The sequence below is a fragment of the Leifsonia sp. TF02-11 genome (assembly GCF_017565305.1).
Taxonomy (GTDB): Bacteria; Actinomycetota; Actinomycetes; order Actinomycetales; family Microbacteriaceae; genus Leifsonia.
In genome coordinates, this window is record NZ_JAGEKP010000007.1 from 167,385 (window position 1) to 180,511 (window position 13,127).

Consider the following 13,127-nt stretch of genomic DNA (forward strand, 5'->3'; position numbering starts at 1 on the left):
CTAACCCCGGTGAGGGCTAACCCCGGTGAGGGCTAACCCTGGGGTGATCTCGGGGTGAAACCGCCCGTGTCCGATAGCGGCGATGAGCAGCCCTTCGATTAGCTGAGAACCGGCCGTGCGCTTTGACGTCCGGAGGCACCTGTGGGGAAGGAAACGCTGTGGCGCGTCGCACCGCTGAAAGCTCGATCGCGGACGAACGGCTCGGCCGGAGGATCCGGTCGCTGTTCTGGTATCGGGACTCGCCGACCCGCGGGTTTCGTGTAGTCTCCGCGCTGCTCGCGATCGGCATCGGCGCGGTGTCCGTCTTCAGCCTGGGCGGCGCGGCCACCGCGGCGACGACGGCGGTGCACGAGATCACGACCAACTGGGTCGGAAGCCCGGCGTCAGCCGCCTACGGAACAGCGCTGACCACCGAATGGCACGTCAGCACGAACGATGCGACCAACCCGCAGGCGAACGCTCCTGTCGACAACGTCCGCGTGACCCTGGTGGCCACCAACGGCGTGTTCGCGAGCGTTCCCGCGGTCTGCCTGACGAAGGGCGTCACGCCGGCCTCCGCCATCTCCGCCAACGGCACCACGCTGGTCTGCAACCTCGGCACGATCACCGAAGGGACAGCGTCCGTCGTCCAGGCATCCGTGCGCGCGACGGGAGCTGTCGGCTCGAAGCTCTCCGTGTCGGGCACGGTGACGTCGGATTCGGCGACGGCGCCCGCCGGCCCGGCGTCGACCACACAGCTGCCGATCACCGGCAGCCACGGGATGGACCTCGTGCTGAGCGCTCCGAACCAGAACTATCAGCAGTCGACGATCTCGAGCCGCAGCGGCGGGAACCGGCCGTCCATCGTGGTCGACTACGGCATCGCGATGACGACGGGGAGCATTCCGGGACCGTCGACCTACTCCTTCACGGTGGACATCACGCCGTCCGTCGCCGGCCAGCTGAACGGATTGCAGTGGGAAGGCTGTTCGCCGGTCGACGACTCCGCGCAGGCCACCGGCGTCCCGTACTCGGCCCCGACTGCCGGCTACCCGAGCCGGACGAACGCCCCGACCTGCACGATCACCGGCAGCGGCCCCTACACGGTCACCCTGAGCGGCTTGGACTACTCGCTGCAGCATGTCCCGTGGACCGACAGCCTCGGCAACGCGCTCCCCTCGACGACCACGTTCGTCGCCGCGGGCGCGCTCCACTTCAGCTACGCCAGCGCGATCACGGCCACCACGGGCGTGACGTTCAAGGCGACTCCCACTCCTTTCACGTTCGTCGACGGCGTCACCCAGCCGGAGACGGACACCGGCAACGACTCGACGGGCACCACCCTCGTCACCCCGGGAGTGTTCTCCACGATCTGGATGGGCAGCCCCGCCGCCGGCCGCTCCCCGTGGGACGCGAACCTGTGGGCGGCTCCGGGCGCGGCGCAGGACAAGACCTTCCCGTGGCCGGCCGCCGGTTCCTCGACCAATCCCGGGCCGTACACGCTCGCCGACCAGCCGCTCGGCATCCAGGCCGACAGCGTCACCTGGTCGACCTACAACGGAGCGGGCGGCGCCGACCTGGCCGGCTCCTGCGTCCTGGTGCAGAACCCGGCCGACTTCACGCCCCGCTACGCGGACTTCCTCGCGGCGGACGGCGCGTCGTACTCGAACATGACCACGGCGCACCTCTGGTACCGCACCGATGCGCTGAACACCAAGACCGCGACGTGCGGTGAGGCGGTCGGTGTCGCGGGCAGCCCGTGGACCTCACTACCCCTGCCGGCGGGCTGCTCCACGCAGACGGCCTCGATCTCGCCCGCCTACTCCGACGACAAGTGCATCGTGAACCTTCCGGCCGGCGTCACCGCCGTGAAGATGACCTGGAACCCGGCAGTGGACAAGCAGTTCCACCACTTCCTGCGGGTCTGGGGATACGTCCCGCCGACGGCGCCGATCGGATCGGAGTCGTGGGCGGTCGGCACGTTCAACGCACCGTACAACACGGCGACGGTGTTCCCGGGCTACCCCACCCTCAACAACTACATCAACTACAGCACCAACCCCGCCCCCACCGGGACCATCCCTGGCAGCACCTACGGACCGAACACCAACGGGATCCGGGACGCGATGCGCATCCAGGGCCCGACGGGGGTCATCACGAAGACGACCCCGAGCACGACCGTGCAGCCGGGGACGCCGGTGACCTACAACCTCACGGCGGAGGCGGACCTCGCGGTGCAGAGCCCGCCGAACCAGACGTTCACCGTGACCGACACCCTGCCGACAGGGATGGTCTACGTCGCGGGGTCGGGAACGCCGACGCCGACGCTGTCGACGAACGGCTCGGGGCAACAGGTGCTCAGCTACACCTTCACCAACGTGCCGGCGAACACGGCGCAACCGATCACGTACAAAGCTCAGATCCCGTCCGGCACGGCCGTCGCGCCGGGGACGGTGCTGACGAACACCGCGCAGGTCGACGTCCCCGGCGACAACCGACTCGCCGCCGCTCGACAGGCGACCGCCAGCGTCAGGGTCCCGAGCAACGGCGCGACGATGCTCGGCAAATCGGTCGAGGCGAACACGCTGTCGTTCTACGGAGACTCGTCCGCGTGGGACCTCGTCGTCACCTCGCAGGACCCGGTCAGCAACCCGTACACCGACACCATCGACATCCTCCCGAGCAAAGCGGACGGCCGCGGCACCACGATCGACGGCACGTACTCCGTCACCGGCGTGACCGCGCCGGCCGGGTCGACGGTGTACTACTCGACAGCGCCGATCGCATCGTTGAGCAACGATCCGCGTGCCGCCTCCAACGGCGGAACGCCGGGTAGCGTCACGGGAAACACCGTCGGCTGGACGACGGTGAGGCCCGCCAAGCCCACCGCCGTACGCGTCATCGGTCCGGCTCTCGCGCCTGGCGCGGTCCAGAACATCCGGATCGCGTTCACGACACCCGCCGGCACGAGCTGCTCGGCACCGGCCTCCTCGGACAACAAGCCGGGCCAGCTGCTGGTGAACTCGGCGAACTCGATCGCCGGGCACACCGCCCTCCCCATGCTGTCGTCGGCGACGACGACCATCGGCGACTGCTACGCCCTCGATCTGAAGAAGTACGTGCTAGTCAAGGGCGGCGACCCCGCGAAGGCCGCGGACTGGCACGACGCGAACAGCACCGCCGACTATCAGCAGTACGCGGCGGGCGACACGGTTCCGTACAAGATCACCGTGACCAACAAGGGCACAGGCACTCTGACCAACGTCCCCGTGACCGATGCGCTGGTCCCCGGCTGTGACTTCACGATCCCGAGCCTCGCGGCGGGAGCCTCCGCATCGAATACCTGCTCCACGACGGCTGCCGTCGGCACGACGGTGAACGTCGCCTCGGTGACCGTCACGCCTCCCTCCGGGCCGACCCTGACTGCCACCGACCCGGCCGGCATCGTCGTGCCCGACCCGTACCGCGTGGTGAAGACCTCCAACCCGGCGCCGGGCACCCCGGTCGCACCCGGCGGAACCGTCACCTACACGATCACGGTCTCGGAACCGGCCGGCAGCGCTGCGCCGTCGCTGAACCCGTCGCTGACGGACGATCTGTCGAAGGTGCTCGACGACGCGACCTACAACGGTGATGTCACCTCGACAGCGGGAACCGCGTCCGTCACCGGGCAGACCCTGAAGTGGTCGGCCGCGTCGATCATGCCGGGGCAGACGATCACGATCACCTACTCGGTGAAGGTCAACAAACCGGCTACGGGCGACAAGGTGCTGACCAACGTGGTCACCACCCCGTCCGGCGGTAACTGCGTGACCGGCAACACGGATCCCGCGTGCACGGTGACGACGAACGTCGAGTCCTTCACCGTGGCCAAGACCGCCTCGGTCGCACAGGCTGCCGAAGGGCAGACGGTGACCTACACGGTGACCGTCACCAACACGGGCACGTCCGCGTACACGGCGGCGAACCCGGCATCGTTCACCGACTCCCTCGCCGGCGTCCTCGATGACGCCACCTACAACAATGACGCGAGCAACGGAGCGACCTACGCCGCCCCGACCGTGTCGTGGTCGGGAGCGCTGGCCGTCGGGGCGAGCACGACCGTCACCTATTCGGTCACCGTGAACACGCCGGACACCGGCGACCACCTGCTGAAGAACGCCGTCACGCCCACCGGCGACGGCGGCACGTGCGCCTCGGCCGGCGCCTGCGAGACGCGGACACCGGTCGCGTCGTACACGGTCGCCAAGACCGCCTCGGCGTCGACGACCTCGCCGGGCGGCGTCGTCGTCTACACCGTGACGGTGACCAACACGGGCCAGGTCGGCTACACCGCCGGCAACCCCGCCTCGTTCACCGACGACCTCACCGATGTCCTGGACGACGCGACCTACAACGGCGACGCGAACAATGGCGCGACGTATGCGGCGCCCACCATCTCCTGGTCCGGCGCGCTGGCCATCGGAGCGACCAGGACGGTCACGTACTCCGTCACGGTGAACACGCCCGACGCCGGCGACCACCTGCTGAAGAACGCGGTCGTCCCCACGGGCTCCGGCGGCAGCTGCACGACGGCCGCCGACTGCAAGACCACGACGGAGGTCGGCACGTACACGGTCGCCAAGACCGCATCGACGGCCGCCACGACGCCCGGCTCGACCGTGACGTACACGATCGTCGTCACCAACACCGGGCAGGTGGCGTACACCGCCTCGCACCCGGCGACGATCACCGACAACCTCACCGGCGTGCTGGATGACGCGGTCTACAACAACGACGCGTCCAACGGTGCGACCTACGCCGCTCCGACCATCACCTGGGCGGGCCCGCTGGCCGTCGGCGCGACGCAGACGATCACCTACTCGGTGACGGTGAAGAACCCGGATCGCGGCGACCACGTCCTGAAGAACACGGTGTCAACGCCGCCGGGCGTCGGGAACTGCGACGCCGGCTCGACCGACCCGGCCTGTTCGACGGTGACGCTGGTGCAGTCCTACCGCGTCGTCAAGACGAGCCCGGCCACCACCGTCACCCCGGGCCAGGTCGTTCCGTACACGATCACGATCACGAACACCGGTCAGGTTCCGTACACGGCAGCCGACCCCGCGGTGTTCAGCGACGATCTGACGAAGGTGCTCGATGACGCCACGTACAACGGGGACGCCACGAACGGCGCCACCGTCGCCGGGAGCACCCTCTCCTGGTCGGGAGCACTGGCCGTCGGCGCCACGGTGACGGTGACCTACTCGGTCACGATCAACACTCCCGACACGGGTGACCACGTCCTCGACAACGCGGTCGTCACCGGCCCGACGGGCAACTGCCCCGTCGGATCGACGGACCCCGCCTGTGCGGTGCAGATCCCGACCAAGTCGTTCCATATCACGAAGTCGGCCTCCTCGTCCACGACGACTCCGGGCGCGACCGTGACCTACACGATCGTGGTGACCAACACCGGCCAGGTCGACTACACCGCGGCGGCACCGGCGAAGTTCACGGACGACCTGTCCGGCGTGCTCGACGACGCCACCTACAACAACGACGCCACCAACGGAGCCGTCTACTCCGCGCCCACCCTGTCGTGGTCGGGAGCCCTCCCGGTGGGTGGCACCGAGACGATCACCTACTCGGTGACGGTGAAGAGTCCGGACACGGGTGATCACGTGCTCGACAACGCCGTTGTCACTCCGCCCGGTCTCGGCGGCGACTGCACCGTCGACTCGACCGACCCGGACTGCGCGGTGACCGTGCCGGTCCAGTCGTACACGACGGCGAAGACCGCATCGACGACCACCACGACGGAGGGGTCGCGCGTCACCTACACGGTGACCGTGACCAACACCGGCGCGGTCGACTACACCGCGGCGGCACCCGCCTCGTTCACCGATGATCTGACGAAGGTCCTCGACGACGCCACCTACAACAACGACGCCACGAACGGTGCGACGTACGCTGCGCCGACGTTGACCTGGGCGGGCGCACTGCCCGTGGGCGGGACGAAGACGATCACCTACTCGGTGACCGTCGCGAGCCCCGACCGCGGCGATCACTCGCTGAAGAACCAGGTCGTGCCGACGGCGGACGGCGGAAGCTGCGCGACCGCCGGAGGATGCGCCACGACCACGCTCGTCCAGTCGTACTCCGTGGTGAAGACATCCTCGTCGACGACCACGCAGCCCGGTGGGACGGTCTCGTACACGATCACGGTGACGAACACCGGCCAGGTTCCGTTCACCGCCGCGAACCCGGCCTCCTTCACGGATGACCTGACGAGTGTGCTCGACGACGCGACGTACAACAACGACGCGACGAACGCCGCGGTCTACTCGGCCCCGGTGCTCTCCTGGTCCGGTGCCCTCCCGATCGGCGCGACGCACACCGTCACCTACTCGGTGACGGTGAAGACCCCGGACACCGGCGACAAGATCCTCGCCAACGCCGTCGTCACGCCCACCGGCCCGTGCGTGTCCGGGTCGACCGATCCGAACTGTCTCGTCGTCGTCCCCGTGAAGTCGTACTCGACCGTGAAGACCGCCTCCGTGGTCGACACGAAGCCGGGAGCGACCGTCACCTACACGATCGTCGTCACCAACACCGGCGCAGTTCCGTACACCGCTGCGGCGCCGGCCACGTTCCTGGACGACCTGAGCGGCGTCCTCGACGATGCGATCTACAACAACGACGCGACAGGCGGGGCGACGTACGCCGCTCCGACCCTGAGCTGGGCCGGCGCTCTGGCGGTGGGAGGAACGGCGACCATCACCTACTCGGTGACGGTGAAGAGTCCGGACACGGGCGACCACGTGCTGAAGAACGCGGTCGTCACACCGACCGGGCCCTGCGCCGCCGGCTCGAGCGACCCCGCCTGTTCGACCACCGTCCCCGTGCAGTCGTACCACGTCGCCAAGAAGGCATCCGCGTCGACGGTCTCGCCCGGTGGGGTCGTGACGTACACGATCGCCGTCACGAACACCGGCCAGGTGCCGTTCACGACCGGCGCGCCCGCGACCTTCACCGACGACCTGACCGACGTGCTCACCGGGGCCACCTACAACGGCGATGCGAGCAGCGGTGCGACCTACACCGCGCCGACGCTCGCCTGGTCGGGCGCGCTGGCCGTCGGCCAGACGGTCGACGTGACCTACAGCGTGAGGCTCCTCGCCGCCGACAAGGCCGGCACCGTGCTGCACAATGTCGTCGCCACCCCGACGGACCCGGGCGGGGAGGTCTCGAACTGCCTGCCGGGAGACACCGACCCGGCGTGCGCCGCGGATGTGACGGTCGACCCGCCGGCCCCGACGCCGACGGATCCGCCCGCCGCCTCGGGCCCGCTCGCCCACACGGGAAGCGACCTCCTCCCGCCGTTCCTGTGGGGCGCTCTGCTCCTCCTGACCGGTTTCGGGCTGGTGTCCGGTCTGTGGCTCCGCCGTCGGCGCCGCAGCTGACCGGCACCCACCGCGCTGCGTGCTCGCCCGGGCCCATGGGCGGGCACGCAGCATCCACACGACGAAAGTGCACGTATGACGTCTCCGAATGACCGCAGCGCGACCGTCCGGCGGAGGACCATCGGCGCGATGGCGACGGCTCTGCTCGGCGGCCTGCTGTTCGCGACAGCAGCCGCGCCCGCCGCGTCGGCCACCACCGTCTCCGCCGTCTCCGCCGTGCAGGCGGTCCCGGAGGGGCTCTCGATCGCGATCACCGACGGGAAGGCCGAGACGGTCTCCGGTGCCTCGACGACCTACACGGTGACGGTCACCAACCGAGGGACGGAGCCGGTGACGGGGGAGCTGGTCGTCGCCGTCCCGTCCTTCGTCACCGTCGAGAAGGCGGAAGGCTCCCACCTGGACAAGGCGGAGGCCGCCTGGACGGTGACCGTCGCCCCCGGCGCAACCGAGCGCCGTCGTGCGGCCGTGACCATCCGCAACATCCCGGCCACCGAGGTCCGGGTGAACACGCTCGCGACCCTGTACGACTCCGCCGACCGTTCCCGCATCCTGGTGCGCGCAACGGACGCGAAGGCGATCCGGGGTGTGACCGACCCCGCGCAAACCGTGGGGCAGAAGCCCGCCACGGTCCGTTCCGCAACGAACGATCCCATGGTCATCGTGATCGCCGTCTCCGCCGGCGCTGTGGCTCTAGCGGTCGCTGTCGTGGGTGCCGTGGTGTTCCGGCGTCGGCGGGGCGGGGCGCCGACGGGCTCATAGGCATCGAGCAGTACCTGACCGGCTCGACCTTTGGAGTGAGATCCGGCGGTGGGTGGATCCACTCAAGCTCGGGACCTGCCGCTCATCGCGTCTCGGCCGGGGGCGACTGGTCGACCGCCAACGCTGAGATCACGTCGTAGCCGTCTCCGATCACGTCCAGGTCGGCACTGAGCAGCAGGAGCGTGTTCGTGAGCATGCCGCGGCCGAGGAAGTCCGTGATCTGGTGTCGGCTCGCGCCGGCGTCGCGGAGCAGGCCGTGGACCTCGGTGAGGAGGCGACGCGACTCCACTCCGATCGCAGGGACATCGGCTGCGGAGAAACCGTGTGCGAAGACCCGCACCGCGTCGCGCTCGAGGGAGACCAGCCGCTGGTACGCCCGCCCCGCCGCGCGCAGGTCGAACGGATCGGCCTGGAGCTCGGTGTGCAGGCAGTCCACGATCTTCTCACCCGAGAACCGGTGGGTCGCCACGAACAGCCGCTCCTTGGAGCCGAACACCTGCATCACGTACGGCTGCGATACCCCGATCTCTGCGGCGACCGCTGCGGTCGAGGTGCCGAAGTAGCCGCGGTGGGCGAACGCCCGCTCTGCACCGGCCAGCAACTCCCGCGAACGCGCGGGAAGGGCCGGTGCGCTGCGCAATGCGTCCACTTCCACCATCCTCGATGCTTATCGTACGATAAGTCGGGCCGGGCAAGCATGGACGATCGGAGGCGCCGTGAGCACGACAGACCCCGCCCTGGCGCGACGCTTGCGGGAGCAGGCGCGTGTCGGCAGTTCCGGCGCGCTCGTCCGGCTGCTCGTCTCGGACCTGCTCCTCATCGTCGGAGCAGCCCTGCTGGTGCGGGGGATGTTCGCTTTCGCCGAGATCCCCGCTGACGGCACCGACGACCCGCCACTGGGCGTGTTCGGCATCGCCGCGGGGCTGCCCATCGTCCTTCTTTCGACGTTCATGCACGTGGGGGCCCTCCGCCGGTACACAGGCAAGCTCCTCGGTCGCAGCCCCTTCCTCGGAACCATGCCCCTTGTGTTCGTCGGCTTCGCCGCAGGAGCGTGGTGGGGCTGGGCGACCACGCGCGACGCATGGCTGTGGATCCCCCTCGCCGTCACAGCCGTAGCGGCCCTCCTTGTGGTGCTCTCCGTGTCGGCGAGGGTCGGACGGACGCGACAGGATGGGGTCCTCGACGAGGTGGCGGCCACGGGACGCATCGTGCCGGCGGTCGTCACCGACATCGCCGAGATCGACCCATCGTCCGGAGGCCTCATCGGCCCCATCACCGTGAAGTTCACAGACGCCTCCGGTACCGACCGCTGGGTGACGAAGCTCGGACAGTGGCGACGGGCAGACCTCCCCAAGAAGGGCGATCCGGCATCCGTCCTCTTCGACCCGTCCGCACCGGGCGACACCCGCCGCATCTGGGTCGGGCCGGCCGGAGCCCGCGGCGCGCAAGACTTTCGGATGTGAGCACCCCGCGCATGGCTGGCGGGGGCCTTCTCCGAACGCATCTCAGTCGCCATGCGCGCCGCCCCTGCGGCAACGCCCTGGCGATGACGCTGGACGCCAATGAAAAACCCCCGGGACTGTGACCCGGGGGCTTTCTCCAGTGGCTCCGACCGGCATCGATCCGGTGACCTTTCGATTTTCAGTCGAACGCTCTACCAACTGAGCTACAGAGCCGGAGGACATGAGACATGTCCACCTAGACGGAAGCCCTTCCGACTGGAAGGGCTTGTCGCCATGGCGACCCTGACGGGACTTGAACCCGCGACCTCCGCCGTGACAGGGCGGCACGCTAACCAACTGCGCTACAGGGCCTAATTGTGTTGCTGTTCAATTGTAGAGGATGCCATCGTGACCCCAACGGGATTCGAACCCGTGCTACCGCCGTGAAAGGGCGGCGTCCTAGGCCACTAAACGATGGGGCCGGATCGTCTCGGATCACTTTCGTTTTCCGATGACCACCGACGCATAAGCATACGGAAGTCCCTGACAGAAAGCGAATCGGTGCTGCATCCCGGGCGGGTCGATCGTCGCCGGGTTCCCGCCACGCCCCGGCGAAATGCCCGGGAGGCCTGTCGGCACCCCGGTAGATTGCCAGCGACGGCCCCCCTGTCGTCCGTGCGACCCGCACGTGGTCCGACCGTGCACCGACGCCCTCCCGACCCGGGCGGCGGCACTCCGATGTTGCTAAAGTTGCATCTGGTGAGAACGCGACCCGTGTGATTCGTGTGACTGGTGATAACTGACTGACTGCGACGGGTGCGAGGTGACGAACGTATGAGACGCGAGACGAGAGACGAGCTCCCCGAGCGGGGGCGGACTCGTCGAGCCCTGATCCGCCTGCTCTCGGCGGGTGCCGTCGTCGCGACAGCCGCGGTCGGGTCGATCGCCGCGCCGGCGTACGCCGACCAGTACCCCAGCTGGCAGGACGTGCAGAACGCCAAGGCCAACGAAGGAGCGGCGGCCGCCCAGGTCACGCGCATCACGGCGCTGATCGCGCAGCTGGACCAGGAGGTCTCCGACACCCAGGCGGCCGCGCAGGAGCGCGGCAAGGAGCTGCGGGCGGCCGAGGCGGCCTACGACGACGCCGACATGAAGGCCAGGATCCTCGAGTCACAGGCCGCCGCGAGCCAGCAGAAAGCCGACGCCGCCGCGGCGCAGGCGGGCAAGCTCGCCGCACAGCTCTACCGCACGGGCGGTCGCAACCTCACGGCCAATCTCTTCCTGAGCGGCAACGGCGCCGGCGGATCCAGCCCGGAGCAGCTGCTCTCCGGCCTCGGCAGCATGTCGAAGCTGACCCAGCAGTCCGACAAGATCTACACCGACGCGAAGGTCGCCCAGAACACGGCAGCGTCGCTCTCCGCGCAGGCCGAGGTCGCCAAGGCCGAGCGGGAGAAGCTGCGGATCGTGGCGGAGAGCGCCCTCCAGGCGGCCGTCGCCGCGGCGAAGGCGGCCCAGGACAAGCTGGCAGAGCAGCAGACGCAGATCGTGGTCATGCAGGCGCAGCTGGCTGCGCTGCGCGACGTCACGGCCAAGGAGGTCGCCGGCTACGAGGCCGGCGTTGCCGCCGCTGCGGCCGCCGCGGCCGCCCGCGGGTCCGGAGGCCTCCCCGGCGGGTATGTCGGCCCGCAGGGCTGGGCGGTCCCGGCCGCCGGCCCGATCACCGACGGCTTCGGCGCACGGCCTTCGCCCGGAGGTGTCGGCAGCACGTACCACATGGGCATCGACATCGGCGCGGCGTGCAACGCGCCGATCTACGCCGCCTACAGCGGCACGGTCATCTACGCGGGGCCGGACGGCAGCTACGGCAACTTCGTCCTCATCGACAACGGCGGCGGCATCAAGACCGGCTACGCCCACATCCGCAACGGCGGAATCCTCGTCGGCATCGGCCAGAGCGTCGGTGCCGGCCAGCCGATCGCGCGCGTCGGCACCACGGGCGCGTCGACCGGCTGTCACTTGCACTTCGAAGTCCGGGTGAACGATCAGAAGATCGACGGTATCCCCTTCATGAGAGACAGGCAGGCACCCCTTGGCTAGCGACTCCTCGAAGAATCCACGCATCCGTCCCGGCCTGGCGATCGGCGCCGGCGTCATGGGCGCTGTGACGGCCTCCATCGGCATCGTCACGCCCGCGCAGGCGGTCGACTACCCGTCGTGGAACGACGTGCAGCAGGCGAAGGCCAACGTCGCCAACCAGCAGGCGATGGTCGCCAACATCACCGCTCTGATCGGCAACCTCCAGTCCACTGTCGACGCGGCGCGGATCGCGTCAGAGAAGGCGGCGGAGGCCTACTTCCAGGCCAAGGTCGCCCTCGACAAGGCGACGGCCAAAGAGAGCGACCTCGAAGCCCAGGCGTCGTCGGCCGCGGACAAAGCCAAGACCTCGCAGATGCGGGCCGGTCTGCTCGCGTCGCACCTCGCCAAAGCCGGCGGCGGCGGCGACGTCAGCACCGAGCTCCTGCTCAAGGGCGGAGGCTCCGGGGCGAGCGCCGACAAGCTGCTGTTCCAGCTCGGCACCATGAGCAAGCTGACGGAGCAGTCGAAGGCCGTCTACGACCAGGCCACCAAGGACAAGAACACGGCGGAGGCCCTGACCGCGCAGGCGAAGGTCGCCAAGGCGGAGCGAGAGTCGCTCAAGGCCGACGCCGACAAGGCGCTCGCCGCCGCGCAGAGTGCACAGTCCGCTGCGCAGAGCGCGCTGGCCGAGCAGCAGACCAAGTCCACCGAGCTGGTCGCCCAGCTGGCCACCCTGAAGAACACGTCCACCCAAGTGGAGGCCGCCTATCTGCAGGGGGAGGCCGTCAAGGCCCAGCAGGAGGCCGCGCGCAAGGCCCAGGAGGACGAGGCGCGCCGCCAGCAGCAACAGCAGCAGCAGGGTGGCGGCTCCTCCGGCGGAGGCTCGTCGAACGGAGGCTCGTCGAGCGGAGGCTCGTCCAGCGGCGGCTCGTCGGGTGGCGGCCCGGTCTCTCCGCCCAACGGCAACGTCGTCCAGAACGCGATCGCGTACGCCAGATTGCAGCTCGGCAAGCCGTACATCTTCGGCGGCGAGGGCCCGACGGGCTACGACTGCTCCGGACTCACGATGAAGGCCTACGCGTCCGCCGGCCTCTACATCGGCTCGCACTCGGTCAACGACCAGTACTACACGGCGCGGGGCCGCGGCCAGCTCGTGCCGTACAGCCAGCGCCAGGCCGGTGACCTGATCTTCTGGGGCTCGGGTCCCGGCAGTTTCTACCACGTGGGCATCTACATCGGCGGCGGCATGATGATCGCCGCCCCCACCGAGGGCGACGTCGTCAAGACCCAGTCGGTCTGGGGATCGCCCTGGTCGCAGGTCGCCCGCCCCTCCGCCTGACCCGTCCCTCCCGCGCGCACCCACCCACCGTCGAGTACGCACGAACTCAGCGAAAAACCGCCGAGTACGCAGACTGTCTGCGTACTC

The 13,127-nt window shown here is 69.2% G+C and carries 6 protein-coding genes and 3 tRNA genes; 5 read left to right on the top strand and 4 right to left on the bottom strand.

Translation table 11 applies throughout. The features are described 5' to 3' along the window. The first annotated feature begins 158 nt into the window (after window positions 1-158). Both JNB50_RS25755 and JNB50_RS11060 read left to right on the top strand, forming a co-directional pair. Window positions 159-7,424, top strand: a complete 7,266-nt coding sequence (locus JNB50_RS25755; RefSeq protein WP_208040191.1) for an isopeptide-forming domain-containing fimbrial protein — start codon at window positions 159-161, stop codon at window positions 7,422-7,424. A gap of 75 nt (window positions 7,425-7,499) precedes the next feature. Beyond that, entirely contained in the window at window positions 7,500-8,183 is a 684-nt protein-coding gene (locus tag JNB50_RS11060) for a hypothetical protein (protein ID WP_208040192.1), read from the top strand. 82 nt (window positions 8,184-8,265) lie between these two features. Here the strand turns inward: JNB50_RS11060 and JNB50_RS11065 are convergent, their stop codons facing one another. Beyond that, on the bottom strand, window positions 8,266-8,832 hold the full coding sequence (locus tag JNB50_RS11065) for a TetR/AcrR family transcriptional regulator (RefSeq protein WP_208040193.1): 567 nt from the start codon (window positions 8,830-8,832) through the stop codon (window positions 8,266-8,268). A 67-nt stretch (window positions 8,833-8,899) separates the two neighbouring features. Here JNB50_RS11065 and JNB50_RS11070 point away from each other — a divergent pair, with 67 nt between their 5' ends. Then, window positions 8,900-9,646 carry a hypothetical protein gene (locus tag JNB50_RS11070; protein ID WP_208040194.1) on the top strand — a complete coding sequence of 249 codons (747 nt, stop codon included), beginning with the start codon at window positions 8,900-8,902 and terminating at the stop codon, window positions 9,644-9,646. Between the two features lie 140 nt (window positions 9,647-9,786). On the opposite strand, the gene JNB50_RS11075 is transcribed toward JNB50_RS11070, so the two are convergent. The 3 genes from JNB50_RS11075 to JNB50_RS11085 all read right to left on the bottom strand — a co-directional run bounded on the left by JNB50_RS11075 (window position 9,787) and on the right by JNB50_RS11085 (window position 10,107). Next, window positions 9,787-9,859: transfer RNA gene (locus tag JNB50_RS11075), tRNA-Phe, on the bottom strand. Between the two features lie 61 nt (window positions 9,860-9,920). Then, a tRNA-Asp gene (locus tag JNB50_RS11080) sits at window positions 9,921-9,997 on the bottom strand. A 37-nt stretch (window positions 9,998-10,034) separates the two neighbouring features. After that, window positions 10,035-10,107, bottom strand: a tRNA-Glu gene (locus JNB50_RS11085). A gap of 352 nt (window positions 10,108-10,459) precedes the next feature. Here JNB50_RS11085 and JNB50_RS11090 point away from each other — a divergent pair. Beyond that, window positions 10,460-11,722: a M23 family metallopeptidase gene (locus JNB50_RS11090; RefSeq protein ID WP_208040195.1), complete on the top strand. Its 1,263-nt coding sequence runs from the start codon at window positions 10,460-10,462 to the stop codon at window positions 11,720-11,722. Then, window positions 11,715-13,040 (top strand): C40 family peptidase, encoded by a 1,326-nt coding sequence (locus tag JNB50_RS11095; protein WP_208040196.1) that lies wholly within the window; start codon window positions 11,715-11,717, stop codon window positions 13,038-13,040. Before JNB50_RS11090 ends, JNB50_RS11095 begins: the two co-directional genes overlap by 8 nt. Window positions 13,041-13,127 lie beyond the last annotated feature (87 nt).